Origin of the sequence: Streptomyces sp. NPDC020801 (genome assembly GCF_044334385.1) — a bacterium.
In the GTDB taxonomy this organism is placed as follows: domain Bacteria; phylum Actinomycetota; class Actinomycetes; order Streptomycetales; family Streptomycetaceae; genus Streptomyces.
This window is the reverse complement of the sequence record NZ_JBIRST010000037.1, coordinates 14,922-31,584: the sequence shown is the minus strand read 5'-3', so window position 1 is coordinate 31,584 and position 16,663 is coordinate 14,922. Positions and strand designations below refer to the sequence as shown.

Sequence of the window (16,663 nt, the reverse complement as noted above, 5' to 3'; positions counted from 1 at the left end):
GGGCGGGGCGCCGGCGGGCTATTCACGGTCCTCGGCCGTGGCCCGGCGGCGCATCGCGAAGAGCACCACGACGCCGACGAGGACGACGGCGCCCGCCGCGACCCCGATGATGACGCCCGTGGAGGTGGCACCGCCCGAGGAGTCAGCGGAGTTCGCCGGAACGGCGGACCACCAGCTCCAGTAGCCGTCCTGGCCGTAGATGTTGCCCGCCTTCGCCGGCATCGTCGTGATCGACTGGATCTGGTCGGTGCGGTAGGCCTCGACGGCGTTCGGATAGGCCATGACGTTCATGTACCCGAGGTCGTACAGCCGCGACTCCATCTGCTTGACGATGTCCGCCCGTTTGGCCGGGTCGTACTCGGCGAGTTGCTGGGCGTACAGCCGGTCGTAGGTCTTGTCGCAGATGAAGTTGTCGGTGGCGCCGGTGTCCTTGGGGGTCGCCGGGAGTGCGGCGCAGGTGTGGATGGAGAGCACGAAGTCGGGGTCGGGGTTGACGGACCAGCCGTCGAAGGCCAGGTCGTACCTGCCCGCGAGCCAGGGGTCCGTCACGTTGTCCAGGCAGTCGACGGTGACCCCGATGCCGAGTTTGCCCCACCACTCCTGCAGATACTTGCCGACCGCCTTGTCGTTCGGATCGGTCGCGTGGCAGAGCACCCGGTAGTTCAGCGGCTTGCCGTCCCTGCCCGCGCGCTTGCCGTCGGCGTTCTTCCGGTAGCCCGCCTGATCGAGGAGCTGGGCCGCCTTCGCCGGGTCGTACGCCAGCTCCTGGCTCGCCGCCGGCTTCCAGAAGTAGGCGGAGAAGCGTGGCGGGATGTAACCCTGACCGCCGACCGCGTGCCCCTGGAAGACCTTGTCGACGATCGTCTCGCGGTCCACCGCCATGAACAGCGCGTGCCGGACCCGTTCGTCGAGCAGGGACGGGTCGCCGTCACCGAACTTCCTGCCGTTCCCGGCCTGCGCGCCCGGATTGGTGGCGAGGGCGTAGAAGCGGCGGCCGGGTGCGTCGTTGACGTGGATGTTCTTGTCGCCCTTGAGGGAGGCGGCCTGAGCGGGTGTCAGCGACGGTGAGCCCGCCACGAAGGAGACCTCGCCCTTGCGCAGCGCGGCGACCGCGGCGTCCTGGTCCTTGTAGTAACGGAAGACCAGTTCGTCGAACTTGGGCCCGCCCCGCCAGAAACCCTTGTTGGCCTTCAGCCGAACGTAGCTGTCGGGCTTGTAGCCGGTGAGGACGAACGGCCCGTTCCCGACGACCGGGAAGCTCTTGTCGTTGTTGAACTTCGAGAAGTCCCGGACCTTCTCCCAGATGTGCTTGGGCACGATCGGGACGTCGAGCGCGGTCATCGTGGCCTGCGGCTTCTTCAGCCGGATCACCAGACGGGTGGGGCCGGGCGCGGTGACCTTCGCGAAGTTGGCGACGAAGCTGCCGTTGGCGGTGGCGGCGCCCTCGTCGGCCATCATCTTGTTGAACGTCCACGCCGCGTCCTCGGCGGTGGCCTGCTGTCCGTCCGACCACCTGGAGTTGGAGCGGATCGTGTACGTCCAGGTCAGCTTGTCCGGCGAAGACTCCCACTTGGTGGCCAGCCCCGGGATGACGTGGGCGTCCTTGGGGTCGTAGTTGGTCAGGTACTCGTACATCAGCCGGTGGATGCTCGTACTGAGCAGCCGTACCGCCAGGAACGGGCTGAGCGAGTCCACGCTCTGCGCGACGGCGACGGTGAGCACCTTCTTGCCCTGCTGCGCCTCCGCGGCGCGGGCCTGCTGGGCGGCCGGGGCCATCGGGGTCGCGAGCCCGGCCGTGAGGACGAGGGCGGCGGCCCCGGCGGCGGCGAGGAGCCGGGCCCTTCGCGGGCGGGGGCCGGTACGTCCTCTGCCGTGCTGATCTTGTGTGTTCATGGCTCGGTGACCTCGCGTCATCGCACGCGCGGGACGGTTTGCGCCCCGCGCCGGGCGGGCTTGAACGGGCTTGATCGGGTGACGCCGGCGGAATGAAGTGAGTGTCTATCAGCGGCAGTCTGCGCGCGTCAACGGTGTGTCAAACCCCTTGTGGCCTGCGGAAACAACGAGTTGACCGCGATGGGGCTCTCATTGGTCGAGACCACTGAAACCCTCCAGGTGAGGGCGTGGCGGCCGATTCCCGCCGGTTCTGCCTGCGAACGCGCGAAGGCCCGCGCCGTGCGGGACGGCACGGGCCTCGAGGCGTGCGGCCTCCGGAAGGTGCCACCGGATCACTGCTGGGGCGGAGGCGGCGGAGCGGCCTGCCCGGTCTGCTCCTGCGGGTGTGCGGGGTGTGCGGGGTGTGCGGGGGGCTGCGGCTGCAGGGGCTGTTGGGGCTGCGGCGGGGGCGCGAACTGGCCCGGCTCGCCCGGGTGCCCCGGCTGGGGTTGGCCGGGCTGCTGCGCGTACGGCTGGCCGGGCTGGGGCGCGTACGGCCGGCCCGGCTGCTGCGGGGGAGCGAACTGTCCTGGGGCCGGGTGTCCCGGAACGGGCTGTCCCGGCTGCCCCGGGTATGGCTGTCCGGGGTACGGCTGTCCCGGGTAGGGCTGGCCGGGTTGTGCGTACTGTCCTGGCTGACCCGGGTGTGCGGGGTGTCCGGGCTGACCCGGGTGTCCGGGGAGGGGCTGGCCCGGCAGCGGCGGGGCGGCCACCGGGGGCGGGTTGCCGTCGGAGGTCCACAGCCCGTGGGCCTGCTGGTGCCGGACGAAGTCCTCGGCGACCATCGCCGCCAGGTTGAAGTACGCCTCACGCACCTTCGGGCGCATCATGTCGAGGTCGACCTCGGCACCGGCGGCAAGGTGCTCGTCGAAGGGCACCACGACGACCCCGCGGCAGCGGGTCTCGAAGTGGGCGACGATGTCCTCCACCTTGATCATCTTCCCGGTCTCGCGCACCCCCGAGATCACCGTGAGGGAGCGGGCGACGAGGTCGGCGTACCCGTGTGCGGACAGCCAGTCCAGCGTCGTACTGGCGCTGCTGGCGCCGTCCACGGACGGCGTGGAGATGATGATGAGCTGGTCGGCGAGGTCGAGCACACCGCGCATGGCGCTGTAGAGCAGACCGGTGCCGGAGTCGGTGAGGATGATCGGGTACTGCTTGCCGAGCACGTCGATCGCGCGCCGGTAGTCCTCGTCGTTGAACGTCGTGGACACGGCCGGGTCGACGTCGTTGGCGATGATCTCCAGGCCGGAGGACGCCTGGGAGGTGAACCGCCGGATGTCCATGTAGGAGTTGAGGTACGGAATCGCCTGCACGAGGTCGCGGATGGTGGCCCCGGTCTCGCGGCGCACCCGGCGGCCAAGCGTGCCGGCGTCCGGGTTGGCGTCGATGGCGAGGATCTTGTCCTGCCGCTCGGTGGCGAGGGTGGAGCCGAGCGCGGTGGTCGTGGTCGTCTTGCCCACGCCGCCCTTCAGGCTGATGACCGCGATCCGGTAGCAGGAGAGCACCGGTGTGCGGATCAGCTCCAGCTTCCGCTGCCGCTCCGCCTCCTCCTTCTTGGCGCCGATACGGAAACGGGCCGCGGCCGCGGCCGGACGTCCGCTGCGGGCCTTCTGCTTCTTGTTGTTGAGCAGCCGGTCGGAGGACAGCTCCACGGCCGCGGTGTAACCGAGGGGGGCGGCACCGGGGTTGGTGGGCTGCCGCTGGTCGTGCTGTATGGGCTGCGGCCAGGCGGCCCCGAGGCGCGGATCGACGGGCTGCTGCGGAGGCTGCGGCGCGCCCTGCTGGGCAGCGGCAGCGGCAGCGGCCGCCGGGTCCGCCGCGCCGGGCTGCGGCCCGGCACCCGGCTGGGCCTGCGGCTGCCCCGGCAGACCTGGCTGCCCCGGTTGTGCCGGTTGTGCCGGTTGTGCGGGCGGCTGCGGGAAACCGTAACCGCCGGGCTGCGCGGACGGGTTGGGGGCGCCCGGCTGCGGCTGGGGGAAGCCGTAACCTCCTGCGGCGTCGGCAGCGGGCACGCCGGTCTGGGGGAAGCCGTAGCCGCTCTGCGCCGGGTTCGGCGGCGCCGGTTGCGGTGCCGCGGGCGCGGCGGAAGGCGCGGTGCCGGGCTGCGGGAAGCCGTAACCGGCCGGAGGCGCCGGGGGAGTGGGCGCCGGTCCCTGCTGCTGAGGCGGCGCGGCCGGAGTGTGCCAGGCGGCGGGTGCGGGCTGCGGTGCCTGCGGCTGGAAGGGCGGCTGCTGGGGCGGCACCGGCGGTTGGGCCGGGGCGCCGACCGGTTGCTGCGGCGGCACGGCAGGCTGTTCGTGGGGCTGGGGCTGGGGCTGGGACGGAGCCTGAGCCTGGGGCTGCGCGGGCCACTGGGCAGCGGGGGCCGGCGCTGCGGGCTGGTACGACGGAGGCAGGGGTGGAACCGCGGCCTGCGGCGCGGGCGGCGGACCCCACGCCGGCGGAACGTCCTGTACGTCGCCGGCGGCACCCTCGGCCGGCCCGGTCGCGTGGGGGGCGGCGGCATCCCGCACGTCGCCGGTGGGCGGCTCCGCCCCCTCAGAAGCGGACTTCTCGGTGTTCCCGTCGGCGTCGGCGTCGGCGTCGGTGGCCGGGTCGGCGGCGTCGGGCACGGCGGCCCGTACGTCACCTCCGACTTCGGTGGCCGGACCGGCCTCAGCGGGCACGGCGTCCTGGACGTCGCCGTCCTGCGCCGCGACCGCCTCCGCCTCCGTCTCGGCACGCTCGCCTCGGCCGGAGTCGTCCTGCGCCGGGGCCGGAACCGCCGGAACGACCGGGGCAGCCGGGGCCGCGGGAAGCTCCGCGTCCCGCGCACCCTCCGCCGCCTCGGGGCCCTCCCCGGGCTCCACGACGACGCCGGCAGCGTCCGCGCGCTCGGTGTCCCCGTCGTTCGCGCCGTCCGCACCGCTGAGGACGCCGGCGTCCCCGGACGCCCGGGAACCAGCCTCGGCGGCAGCGACGCCGGCCGTGTCTGCCGCCTGGTCGCCGGCACCGTCCCCGGACACGGCCGACCCCTCGCCCGTAGCCTCCGGGACGGCGGTCTGCGGTGCTGCGGTCTCCAAGGCGTCCTTCTCGGCGCCTTCGTGAGCCACCTCCCCGGCCACGGACAAGACGCCGTCGCTCTCCGCGCCCGGAGCACTGTCGGTGCTCGGAGCACCGTCCGTGCCCGGAGCGCTGTCGGCGCCCGCCGTGCCGTAGGCACCTGCCGCGGTCTCCGGCGCGGTCTCCGGCGCGGCGCTGCCCCCACCCGCCGGGGACGCTCCGTCGCCCGCGGCCGCCCGCTCCGCGAACTCCCGCTTCAGGGCGGCCGCGGAGATCCGCATCGTCGCGCCGCTGACGAGATCGCCGTTCCCGGCCTGCTCCGCCTCCGGTGCCACGGGCGAGGCGGCGGCGTTGGGTGCCCAGGCGGGCTGGAAGCCGCTGCCCGGCGGCGGGCCGGGAAGGTCGACCGGCGGCCCGGCCGGGGGCGGCGGGGGAGGAGTCGCGGGCGTGGCGGGAGGGGCCGGGGCGGCCGGAGCCTGCGAGGACTCGCCTGCCGCCCCCGGCGCATTCTGCGTGTACCAGGCAGGCGGCGCGTAGTCGATGGTGAACTCGCCCGTCGTCTCGATGGCGGACTCCGCGTCGGACTGGTCATCGCCGGGTGTGGCCCAGCCCCCGCGGATCCCGTCCCGATCGCTGTTCACAGTTCCTCCTGGTGTGGTCGAGCACCCTCATGCCGTGCTGGGGCGACCGTTCGTGTCGTACAGGGTCGGTCGGAAGCGGTCGGCGGACGACCCGAACCGATCCGGCCCGCCCGGTCCACCCGGCCCTCCCCCGGAGCGCCGACGGCCCGGCCGCGGGTTCTGTGTGGCGCCCGGTACCAGCCTAATCACCACAGGCACGCTGACGGCAGGCCCGTCATCCCTCCGCGCCGCTCCGGGGCCTCACAATCGCCTCTCAACTCACATGACCGACCTGCGCAATGGCGCCCAAGGCGGACGAACCGATCGCAAGCGCCCAACACCGCTCAGCGGCAGCCCCGTTCAGTCCATCCGGCGCGGCGTTCCCAGCAACCCGACCTCGGCGTCGGTGGGCTGTGTCATCACGTACTGCCGGTCGCGGTCGGCGCACCAGAGGGTGACACCGTCGGCGAGCGTGGGCAGGGACTCCATGTCGGCCCGCGGCAACGCCATGGTGCGGCCCAGCTCGGCCGCCTCGTCCGGAGAGATGCGCTGCACACCGACGAGCCGTGCCTGCCGTATCAGCCGGGGTGCCACCGGACTCAGGTACGGCAGCAGGGTCACCACCGACTGCCAGGGACCGGAGACGACGCGGCCGCGCGGTGGCCGCATACCGCAGTCGCGCACCACCAGCACGGGCGTGCCGGCCGACGCGCCCTGCGGGGGCACCCGGCCCACCTCGTGGACGGCCAGGCCGTTCTGTCCGCCGCCCATGGCGTGCACCATCTGCATCCAGGACTGGGGGCGGCCCGTCTCCACGGCGACGCGCGCCCCGGTGGCCGCCGCCCGCAGCGCGAGCACCTGCGCGGTCCACAGGCTGCCGATGAGGACGACGTCGTACGGCGTCGGCCGGTTGAGCCCCAGCACCGCCGGCTGGCCCTCGGCGTCCACGCCGATGACGACTCCGTCGTCGCCGATCGGCAGCGCGAGCGCGTCCACCTGCTCCGCGGACAGCGCGTGCCGTCCGTGCCGCGGGCCGATCAGCCCGAGGCCACTGCGCAGCCGCCCTGCCACCCGCTCGGCGACGGAGGACGAGGCGGCCCCCGACGGGCCGGCCGGCTGTGTGGTCATCGCGGTCAACGGGCACCTCCGAGGGGCAGCGTGGCGAGCATGCCGGGCACCTGCTCCCGGTCGAGCCTGGCGAGCCCCGCGCCCGCCTGCCGGGCGGCGTCCTCCAACGCGCGCCGAGCGGCCACGAGTTCGTCGTCACTGCGGCCGGTCACCCGCACATGCCCGCACAGCGCTGTCTCCTGCCGGTCCCCGCGCGAGAGGGTGAGGCTGAACGTCGTGGCGAGCGCGGGCACGGCGGTGAGCAGCGCCACGAGTTGCGGCAACGACGGCCCCCGGCCGCCGAGTTGGGGCCAGCGCCGAACCCAGTAGGTGGTGTGCCGGCGGTTGTCGCAGCGCCAGCTGCGCCCCGACTCCTCCGTCCGCCGCTCCCGCGCCTCGGTCCGTCCTGCCTCCGCCGTGACCAGCGGGTTGGCGCACGCGGACGTGGCGATGGCGGCGGTCAGCTCCTCCTCGTTGAGGACGGTCGTACGGAATCCGGCTCCCGTCAGCCGGCTCGCCAGATGACCGGCGACCCGTGCGAGACATTTCTGCGCCCCGGTCAGCCCCCCGCCGCGGGCGGCCACCGCCTCCTGGCACAGTTCCGGGTCGAGCTTCAGCGCGATCCAGGTGATGCGCACCGCCGGGGCACCGGTCTGCTCCTGCAGCGGAGCGTAGTTGGTCACGGCCACGGAGTGCTGCGGCAGGTGCAGCGCCGGCGCGGGCTGGGTGTGCAGCACGATCTGCGCCGACTCCAGCCGGATCCCGTCCACCTCCAGCGCGTCCCGCGCCAACCCGACCGGCAGCGGCTGCCGCCCCCGCTCGGCCCGCAACGCGGTGACATCGGCCTCGACCTGCACGACGGCACTGAGAAAGGTCCCGTCTCCGACCATTCCCACGGGACGGCGGTCCCGGTTGCCGTAGGAACAGGTGCGCAGGGTCGGCTCGCACTCGACGGCGGGCGCAAGTCCGGGCTCCGTGCCCGGCGGGACCACCGTGCTCGCGGCCCGCCGCTGCCGCGCCCGCAACTCCCTTGCGGTGGCGACCCATTCGGGCAGCGACCGGCCCCGGCGGCGCACGAAGGCGAGCAGTACGAGCACCGCGGCGACGACGGCTGCCGGTACGAGGGCAACGGGCCCTGTCGCCCAGCCGACGAGCACTGCGGCGGCTGCGATCTCGACCAGGACCATCCGTTGCAGCCGGAACGTCCCGGACTGTCCCTGTCGTGACCGCAGATGAAGGGTGCTCGCCCCCGAGGGCTGGGCGCCCGGCACGGACGGCCGCTGCGCGGGGCCCCGCCCGGCAGCCGGCGGGCTCCCTGCCTGCGCCCGGTCACGGGACCGGGTCCGCGTCCCGGAAGCCATCACTCGATCCCCCCGATTTACTCACAACTCACTGGCATTTCGGCACGGCACAAGGCTTTTCAAGGCCCGGGTACCCTACCCGCCCCGCAGTCCCCTGCCGGCACCAGGCATAGTAGGGGGCCGGTCTGACAACGAGGGCGGGGGACGTCGAACCCCCGAGCGCCGCCAAGGCGAAACACGGGGGAGAGACAGGCACAGATGGCATCTCGGCGGGACCAGCTCAACGCCTACACCTTCGCGAAGCGTCGCATGCTCGCATCCTTCGTCCAGTCGTCGCCGGACGGTTCCGACGAAGGAGCGCCGCGCCCCATGCGGGCGGTGCTCCCGAGCGCCATCGTGGGCGTGGTCGTCATGGCCGTCTTCGGAGCCTGGGGGATGTTCAAACCGACGGCACCGCAGGGCTGGGACACGCCCAACGAAAAGGTGATCATCGCCAGCAAGTCGACCACTCGATATGTCGTTCTGAAGACCGACGGCAAGGTCCAACTGCACCCGGTCCTCAACATGGCGTCCGCCAAACTCCTGCTCAACCCCGGCCAGGGCGAGGTCGTCACCGTCGCCGAGTCGGTGCTCGACAGCGGGAAGATCCCGCACGGCGTGACCATCGGCATCCCGTACGCCCCCGACCGCCTCCCCTCCGACCAGGAGGCCGGCTCCCCCAAGCGCTGGGCCGTCTGCGAACGCCCCAGCGCCGGCGGCCGGTCCATCCAGAAGGCCGCGCTGGTCCTGGCCGACCGCGACGCGAGGAAGACCCAGGGCAAGGAGCTGCTGCACGGCGGCGAACTGCTCTACGTGGTGGACCCCGACAAGAACCGCTACGTCGTGGACGCGAGCGGCAGGGCGTACGCGGTGGACGGGAACGACGAGCTGCTGCTGCGCACCATCGTCGGTTCGGGCCGTGAGCCCGAGCGTGTGTCGAAGGAGTGGCTGGCCACCCTGCACCGGGGCGACCCGATCACGTTCCCGGCGATCGACGGCGTGCCGGGCGCGGCCGCCGGCGCCCCGGGGCAGCTGGACGCCTCGGTGAACCGGGTCGGCATGGTGCTCAAGGCGTTCGACAACAACAAGGAGCAGTACTACGTGGTGCTGCCCGGCCGTGTCGCCCCCGTGTCCGCCTTCGTCGCCCAACTGCTGCTGTTCAGCAAGGACCTGGCCCGGCTCGGCCAGGCCGGTCACGCCCATGAGATGAGCCCGGGCGCGTTCCGGCCCGGGAAGGCGTTCGGCACCGAGCACAACTGGCCGGCCGAGGACCCCGTGCCCGTGAACGACCCCTCCGACGCGACCGGCAGCCGCAGCACCGTCTGCAACGTCCTGAGCGGCGTGAACGCCGACAACGGCGACACCACCCTCACCACCTGGGCGGGCACCGACTTCCCCGCGCCGCTCCCGATCGGCTCCGCCAGTGCCTATGTCACGCCCGGGTCCGGCCAGGTCTACCGGCAGTTCCAGGGCAGGGAGACCAAGGCGGGCCCCGTCTTCCTGGTCACCGACACCGGGCTGCGCTACGTACTGCAGTCCAACTCCGACAGTGCCACGGAGGACGCGGGCATCGGCACGACCGCCAAGGAACGCAAGCAGCTGGAGCAGGAGGCGAAGGAGGCCCAGACCCGGCTCGGTTACGCGAACGTCAACCCGGCGCCGATCCCCGCCGCCTGGTCGGAGTTCCTCCCCACGGGCCCGCGCCTGTCGACCGCGGCGGCACGCCAGCCGCAGGGCTCGTAAGGAAGGGCGGAGACGATGTCGTACGCGTCCCGGTCCCGCCTCGTGCGCCGCACGGGGGCGGTGACGGCCACGACCCTGGTGGCCACCGCCACCCTTCTCACGCCGTTCGCGGTTGCGGACGACTCCTTCTCGGACCAGTGCACATTCCCCAACAAGGCCTATCCGGGCCGTCCCTGGGCCCTCCAGCGCGTCAATCTGGACGAGTTGTGGGGCCAGTCCAAGGGCAAGGGCGTACGCGTCGCCGTCATCGACACCGGCGTGGACGTGAAGAACCGTCAACTCACGGGCGCGGTCGACGCGAAGAGCGGCAAGAACTTCCTGCCGGCCAAGGACGACAAGGGCAAGAAGGTCGAGGGGGCCGGTGGCCCCGCGACGACGGACACGGTGGGCCACGGCACCAGGGTCGCCGGCATCATCGCCGCCCGCCCCATGAAGGGCAGCGGCTTCGTCGGGCTGGCCCCCGGGGCCACGATCGTCCCCATCAAGCAGAACGACGCGGAGGGCCACGGCACGGCCCAGACCCTGGCCGAGGCGATCCAGTACGCGATCCGGGTCAAGGCGGACGTCATCAACATCTCCCAGGACACGTCGAACGCGGTCGAGCCGGCCCCCTCGCTCAGGCAGGCCGTCGACGCGGCGCTGGCCAGGAACATCGTGGTGGTGGCGTCCGCGGGCAACGACGGCCTGGGCGGCAACGTCAAGAAGACGTACCCCGCCTCCTACGACGGAGTCCTCGCCGTGGCGGCCTCCGACCGCAACAACGAACGTGCGGCCTTTTCCCAGTCCGGGGCCTTCGTCGGCGTGGCCGCCCCCGGGGTCGACATGATCTCCACGGTTCCGAAGGGCGGCCACTGCTCCGACAACGGTACGAGCTTCTCGGCGCCGTACGTGGCAGGCGTGGCGGCCCTCGTCAAGGCCAAGCACCCGAAGTGGACCGCCTCCGAGGTCGTCGCCCAGATCGAACAGACCGCGGAGCGCACGATCTCCGGCCGTGACATCCTGGTCGGCTGGGGCGTCGTCGACCCGGTCCGTGCGCTCACGGAGGACGACCGCGCGATCGAGTCCCCCGCCCCCCAGGACGGCCTCACCAAAGCCCAGCCTCCCACCCCCGCCAGACTCCAACTCGGCGAAACCGCCGATGAACGCAACGCCCGCCTCGCGACGTACGTCGCCGTGGGCGCAGCCGTCCTGGTCGCCGGCCTCGGCGGCACGGCGGTCGCGGTCCGGGACGCGCGGAGGAGGGGACGCGGAGTGTCGGTGACGGACTGAGGGGACAAGTGCCACGGTCTCGAAGGCGGTTGCAATCGCTGCACTGCAACGAAGGAGGGCTCGGGCATTCCGGAGGCAACCGCCGGGCCCCCGGGGGACGCCGGGACTCCGGGTGAGGATGCCGCCGGAGGTGAAGACCCAGTAAAGCCTGGCCGATGGTGACACAGCTGTCGCACAAGGCAGTTGGGGCTGTCACAGGTACTGGTTAGAGTGATCGTGTTGCGAACACGAACGCTTGAAGGGTGCAACGCGCTCGCCCGGGACGGGCGGCGAAAACGGGGAGGGGAGACATCGTGCTTCCTGCGGACACGGCCGGTGGGCAGGGGTGCGCGCGGTACGGCCATCGGCGGCGGAGCCGCGCCCAGGATCGCGCGACAGCGGCGGATGGACGCCCGGGGGGCCGGACCTCGGCGGCAGGAGCAGGCCCGGAGGGCTCCGGCCAAGCGCAGGAACGAGCCGCAGCCCGCACACAGACCAACGCCGCACCACTCGGTGCCGCGTATCCCAAGATGACCAACCACTCCTGAGGAAAGGGACAGTGCCGAGATGTCAGACGGCCGTAAGTTCGCAGATGACCGGGTACAGAAACTCCAGACGAACGTCATCGACCGTTACGAGTCGATCCGCAAGCAGCTCGCCCATCTCCAGGGGACGATCGACATGATCGAGTCCAACTGGACGGGCCACGGTGCCAACGCGTTCAACGAGAAGCAGCACCAGATCAACACGGAGATGGCCCAGATCGGCCGCATGCTCGACGAGTTCCTCGAAAAGATCCACATGACCAAGTCGGACAAGAACGCCCTCGAGGACGAGATCCACGCCCAGATCACCAAGATCAACGTGGACCTCGGCGGCAACACCTCGGCGCTCAGCAGCTACTGACACCGTCCGACGGCGCTCGATCGCGCTGTTCAGCGGACCGTGCGGTCCGCCCGAAACCACTAGGGAGACGAGGGAATCATGTCCGGCGTCCACTACAACGACCTTGCCGTCAAGTACGGCACCCTGGACGCGCTCACCACGGAGCTCGGCAACCAGGCGAAGGCGCTCGAGGAGAACCTCGAGGCCTTGAAGCAGGCCGTGCTCCAGGCGGCCGAGGGCTGGGGCGGCGAGGCCTACAACGCCTTCCACTCGAAGTCGGCGGAATGGGACCGGCACGCCCGGACCATCCACCAGGCGCTGGTCGACATCGGTCAGCGCGTCCACCTGGCCGGTGGTGACTACCGGGCCGGGGACAAGAAGGCCGCCGGCTACTTCCAGTGACCCAGGCGCCTGCCGAGGAGTGAGACAGGGATGGGTGCGCGCGGGAGGTACCCACCCCGGCAGCCGGCCCCGTGCCGGGCAACGACTCGGGAGGAACCGACCCGGGCGGCCTCGGCCACCGGGTTCCGGCCCGGTTCGCTCCGCCCCCATGCCGAAGGGCCCCGCTCATGAGCGGGGCCCTTCGGCCGTCCTCCCGTGCGGAAGGCTCCGCGACCGGCACGGGACGATCAGTACGACTCCTGCGGCACGAGTGCCGTCTGCACCAACGGCTTCCCGCGTCGCCGTGAGACGAAGACACCCCGCCCCACCGGCATCGGCCGAGGCCGGACGCCCCCCAGGATGTCGCCCTCGGCGGGGTCGCCCGCCAGCACGACACCCTGCGCACCCAGCTCCTGCATCCGCTGCATGAACGGCTCGTAGGAGGTCCGCCCCGCTCCTGCCGTCGACCGCGCGACGATGAACCGCACACCGACGTCCCGTGCGAAGGGGAGCAGCTCCGTCAGCCCGCTCAGCGGGTTGCCGCTGGACGTCGACACCAGGTCGTAGTCGTCCACGACCACGTACACCGTCGGACCCTGCCACCAGCTCCGTTCCCGCAGCTGCTGGGCCGTCACGTCGGCGGTCGGTGTGCGGCGCTGCATCAGGTCGGCGAGGGCGGCCATGTGGTGGTCCATGGAGTTGGACATCGGGATGTACTCCGCCAGGTGCGAGGCGGGAGTGACGTCCAGCAGGGACCGCCGGTTGTCGACGACGAACAGCTTGCACTCGTCGCCCGAGTAGCGCTCGCTCAGCTGCTTGATCAGCAGCCGCAGCAGATTCGACTTGCCCGACTCGCTCTCGCCGAAGACGAGGAAGAACGGGTCCTGTTCGAAGTCGACGAAGACCGGCTCCAGGTTGTTCTCGTCGATGGCGAAAGCGATGCCGCGCCGCGGGAAGCGGTCGCCCGAAGGCAGCTGGGCCGCCGGCAGCTCGCGCGGCAGAAGCCGGACCTCGGGCGCTCCCGGCGCCTGCCAGTGCCGCGAGACCTCCGCCGCCAGCGCCTGCGTGGCGTCCGCCAGGTCCGTGTCGGAGGTCAGACCGTCGATGCGCGGTACGGCCGCCATGAAGTGCAGCTTCTGCGGCGAGACGCCGCGGCCGGGCACACCGGCGGGGACGTTCGCCGCCACCTTCCGGTCGATCTCGGAGTCCATCGTGTCACCGAGGCGCAGCTCCAGGCGGTTCATCAGGTGGTCCTTGATGTTGGCCCGGACCTCCATCGACCGCGAGGCGGTGAGGATGACGTGGATGCCGTAGCCCAGACCGCGCGCCGCCATGTCCAGGACGATCGACTCCAGGGCCTCGTAGTCCGCGCGGAAGTTGCCCCAGCCGTCGATGACCAGGAAGACGTCGCCCCACGGCTGGTCGGTGACTGAGATCTCGCCCCGGGCCCGGCGCGTCCGGAAGTCCGCGATCGACGCGATGCCCGAGGAGCGGAAGTACTCCTCGCGGCGCGTCATCACGCCGTACACCTCGGAGACCGTCCGCCGCACCTTCTCCGGGTCCAGCCGGGAGGCGACCCCGCCCACGTGCGGCAGACCGGCCACCGCCGCCATGCCGCCGCCACCGAAGTCGAGGCCGTAGAACTGGACCTCGTACGGCGTGTGGGTGAGCGCGAAGGAGGCGATCAGCGAGCGCAGCAGTGTCGACTTGCCGGACTGCGGACCGCCCACGATCTGCATGTGCCCGGCCGCACCGGAGAAGTCCACCCAGAGCGGGTCCCGGCGCTGCTCGTACGGCTTGTCGACCAGGCCGACAGGAACCACCAGCCGTCCCGCACCCTCGTAGCCCGGCTGGGTCAGGCCGCGGCCCTGCACCGCTGTCAGCCCCGGCAGCAGCCCGTCCAGCGACGGCGGGCTGTCCAGCGGAGGAAGCCACACCTGGTGGGCCGCCGGGCCCTGCGCCTCCAGCCGGCGCACGATCACGTCGAGCACGGTGTCCGCGAGCGCGTCGTCGACCTGGGAGCCGGTCTCGGTGCGCTGCTTCGGCACCGGCGCGTACTGCACCGGGACCTCGGCCGCCGTGAACAGCACCGGCCGCCGGTCCACCGGCAGCGCTCCGCCCGCCACCGCCGGACGCTGCGTGCCCGAGCGGTACACCCCGGAGACGTAGGCCGCCTTGAACCGCACCATCTCGTCGGTGCCGTACTTCAGGAACCCGGAGCCCGGCACATTGGGCAGCTCGTAGGCGTCCGGGACGCCCAGCGCCGCGCGGGACTCCGCCGCGGAGAAGGTGCGCAGACCGATCCGGTACGACAGATAGGTCTCCAGACCGCGCAGCCGGCCCTCCTCCAGCCGCTGCGAGGCCAGCAGCAGGTGCACGCCCAGCGAACGGCCGATGCGGCCGATCTGGACGAACATCTCGATGAAGTCCGGCTTGGCCGTGAGCAGTTCGCTGAACTCGTCGATCACCAGCACGAGCGACGGGATCGGCTGCAGCGGAGCGCCCGCCGCGCGCGCCTTCTCGTAGTCGTGGATGTTGGCGTAGTTGCCCGCGTCACGCAGCATCTCCTGACGGCGGTTGAGCTCGCCGCGGATGGAGTCGCCCATGCGGTCGACGAGCGTCAGATCGTCCGCGAGGTTGGTGATCACCGCCGCGACGTGCGGCATCTGCGCCATGCCGGCGAACGTGGCACCGCCCTTGAAGTCCGCGAGTACGAAGTTCAGGGTCTCGGAGGAGTGGGTGACCGCCAGGCCCAGGACCAGCGTGCGCAGCAGCTCCGACTTGCCGGAGCCGGTGGCGCCCACACACAGACCGTGCGGACCCATGCCCTCCTGCGCGGCCTCCTTCAGGTCGAGCATCACCGGGCGGCCGTCCTCGCCGACGCCGATCGGCACCCTCAGCCGCTCGGCCAGCGCACGTGGCCGCCAGGTCCGCTTGGTGTCCACCGAGGCCGCGTCCCCGAGGCCGAGCAGGTCCGTGAACTCCAGGTTGGCGAGCAGCGGTTCGTCGTCGTCGCCGCCGGAGGCCACCCGCAGCGGTGCCAGTTGCCGGGCGAGGGCCTCGGCGGACTCCAGCGACAGCGCGTCCGGACTCCCCTCGTAGACGGCACCGTGCCCCGACTCCAGGTGCAGCGCATCGGGCCGTACGACGATGGAGAGGTCTCCCCCCGCACCCGTCGGCTCGCCCGGAACCACCTCGATGACCGTCACGCCCTGCAGTCCTTCGGCACCGGCCAGCACCGAGTCCGGCGGCAGGGAGAGGCTGTCCAGGAAGACGACGATGTGCGGCTCGTCCGCGAGCGGAGCCGCGTTCGGGTGGAAGCGCGGCCGGCCGGTCAGGCGGGCGGAGAGCAGGTTCTCGAGTTCACGGCTGTCGCTGTCGATCAGCCGGCGGCTGCCCGCACCGTCGACGGCACCGGGCGCCTGCGCGTGCGGCAGCCACTTGGCCCACTCCCAGTGCGGCAGGGCCTGACGGCCCGCGGCCACCACGATGACGAGGTCCTCGGGCGAGTGCAGCGCGGCCAGCGAGCCGGCCAGCGCCCGCGCGGAGGAGCGCGCGGAGCCGGGCTCACCGCTGACCGTGACGTGGTAGAAGGCCCGCAGCGAGATCGCCATCGGCAGACCGTCCAGGGTGCCGTGGACGGCCAGGAAGCGCTGCATGGCGCCGGCGGTCAGCGGCTCCAGCTGGTCCACCGGGCCCGTCTCCGGGGCGCTCAGGGGCGTCGCGAGCGTCTGCGGCCCCAGGCCGATGCGGACCTGGGCGAAGTCCTCGTCGCCCGGCCGTCGTTCCCACACCCGGCTGCCCTCCGCGACCAGGGCCCACAGCTGGTCGGGCGAGGGGTGGAGGTAGTACTGCGCGTCGCGCTGCGCCCGGGCGGTGTCCAGCGCGGCATGCCGCGTCTGCGACAGATAGCTCAGGTAGTCACGGCGCAGATCCGCCAACTGCCCCTGGGAGCCGCGACGGAAGCGGACCACCATCGCGATGGACATCGCCACCGTCGAGGCGATCATCACCATGCCCATGATCTTCATGAACGGCTGGCCGTTGGTGAAGAAGAACACCACCGAGCCACCCATGCCGAGCGTGGGCAGCAGCTGCATCAGCACGCTCTCCTGGTGCCCCCGCGGCAACTCCGGCGGGGGTTGCAGAACGACTTCGTCCGTGGGCACTTCGGACGGCAGCGCCCGCGGCGGACGCTTGACGACGATGTGACTCACTGCTCACCAATTCCCTTGCCGGGCCACGAGAGTTTCCGTCCGCCGCCCCGTGTCCGGCGGACGACGCCGCCCCGTGCAGGGGGGACGCAGGCCGCCGCGTGATCCTACTGACCTCACCGACGACCAAGGGGCGGTAGGGTGCCGG

At 72.0% G+C, this 16,663-nt stretch carries 9 protein-coding genes; 4 read left to right on the top strand and 5 right to left on the bottom strand.

From position 1 onward, the window contains the following. Positions 1–18: 18 nt before the first annotated feature. The 4 genes from ACH4UM_RS39305 to eccE form a co-directional block, all read right to left on the bottom strand. A complete protein-coding gene (locus ACH4UM_RS39305) occupies positions 19–1,893 on the bottom strand; it encodes an ABC transporter substrate-binding protein (RefSeq protein ID WP_398190719.1) in 1,875 nt (624 codons plus the stop codon). 332 nt (positions 1,894–2,225) lie between these two features. Continuing rightward, the gene (locus ACH4UM_RS39300; RefSeq protein WP_398190716.1) at positions 2,226–5,618 is read right to left on the bottom strand and encodes an SCO5717 family growth-regulating ATPase; all 3,393 of its coding nucleotides are present in this window, start codon (positions 5,616–5,618) and stop codon (positions 2,226–2,228) included. Positions 5,619–5,957: 339 nt separating this feature from the next. Next, positions 5,958–6,725, bottom strand: coding sequence for a hypothetical protein (locus tag ACH4UM_RS39295; RefSeq protein WP_398190713.1), 768 nt, complete (start codon positions 6,723–6,725; stop codon positions 5,958–5,960). 5 nt (positions 6,726–6,730) lie between these two features. After that, positions 6,731–8,065 carry a type VII secretion protein EccE gene (gene eccE, locus ACH4UM_RS39290; RefSeq protein WP_398190711.1) on the bottom strand — a complete coding sequence of 445 codons (1,335 nt, stop codon included), beginning with the start codon at positions 8,063–8,065 and terminating at the stop codon, positions 6,731–6,733. 198 nt (positions 8,066–8,263) lie between these two features. On the opposite strand from eccE, the gene eccB reads away from it, so the two are divergent. The 4 genes from eccB (at position 8,264) to ACH4UM_RS39270 (ending at position 12,322) form a co-directional block, all read left to right on the top strand. Next, positions 8,264–9,787, top strand: a complete 1,524-nt coding sequence (gene eccB / locus ACH4UM_RS39285) for a type VII secretion protein EccB (RefSeq protein ID WP_398190708.1) — start codon at positions 8,264–8,266, stop codon at positions 9,785–9,787. A 15-nt stretch (positions 9,788–9,802) separates the two neighbouring features. After that, a complete protein-coding gene (gene mycP, locus ACH4UM_RS39280) occupies positions 9,803–11,056 on the top strand; it encodes a type VII secretion-associated serine protease mycosin (RefSeq protein ID WP_398190705.1) in 1,254 nt (417 codons plus the stop codon). Between the two features lie 546 nt (positions 11,057–11,602). Beyond that, the gene (locus tag ACH4UM_RS39275) at positions 11,603–11,941 is read left to right on the top strand and encodes a WXG100 family type VII secretion target (protein ID WP_398190702.1); all 339 of its coding nucleotides are present in this window, start codon (positions 11,603–11,605) and stop codon (positions 11,939–11,941) included. 78 nt (positions 11,942–12,019) lie between these two features. After that, positions 12,020–12,322 carry a WXG100 family type VII secretion target gene (locus ACH4UM_RS39270; protein WP_398190700.1) on the top strand — a complete coding sequence of 101 codons (303 nt, stop codon included), beginning with the start codon at positions 12,020–12,022 and terminating at the stop codon, positions 12,320–12,322. Positions 12,323–12,549: 227 nt separating this feature from the next. On the opposite strand, the gene eccCa is transcribed toward ACH4UM_RS39270, so the two are convergent. After that, the gene (gene eccCa, locus ACH4UM_RS39265) at positions 12,550–16,518 is read right to left on the bottom strand and encodes a type VII secretion protein EccCa (RefSeq protein WP_398190697.1); all 3,969 of its coding nucleotides are present in this window, start codon (positions 16,516–16,518) and stop codon (positions 12,550–12,552) included. Positions 16,519–16,663 lie beyond the last annotated feature (145 nt).

Excerpts from the sequence above, each read along its gene's own strand:
- eccE (WP_398190711.1), bottom strand. The coding sequence starts at position 8,065 with ATGGCTTCCGGGACGCGGACCCGGTCCCGTGACCGGGCGCAGGCAGGG.
- ACH4UM_RS39295 (WP_398190713.1), bottom strand. The coding sequence starts at position 6,725 with ATGACCACACAGCCGGCCGGCCCGTCGGGGGCCGCCTCGTCCTCCGTC.
- ACH4UM_RS39275 (WP_398190702.1), top strand. The coding sequence starts at position 11,603 with ATGTCAGACGGCCGTAAGTTCGCAGATGACCGGGTACAGAAACTCCAG.
- mycP (WP_398190705.1), top strand. The coding sequence starts at position 9,803 with ATGTCGTACGCGTCCCGGTCCCGCCTCGTGCGCCGCACGGGGGCGGTG.
- eccB (WP_398190708.1), top strand. The coding sequence starts at position 8,264 with ATGGCATCTCGGCGGGACCAGCTCAACGCCTACACCTTCGCGAAGCGT.
- ACH4UM_RS39305 (WP_398190719.1), bottom strand. The coding sequence starts at position 1,893 with ATGAACACACAAGATCAGCACGGCAGAGGACGTACCGGCCCCCGCCCG.
- ACH4UM_RS39270 (WP_398190700.1), top strand. The coding sequence starts at position 12,020 with ATGTCCGGCGTCCACTACAACGACCTTGCCGTCAAGTACGGCACCCTG.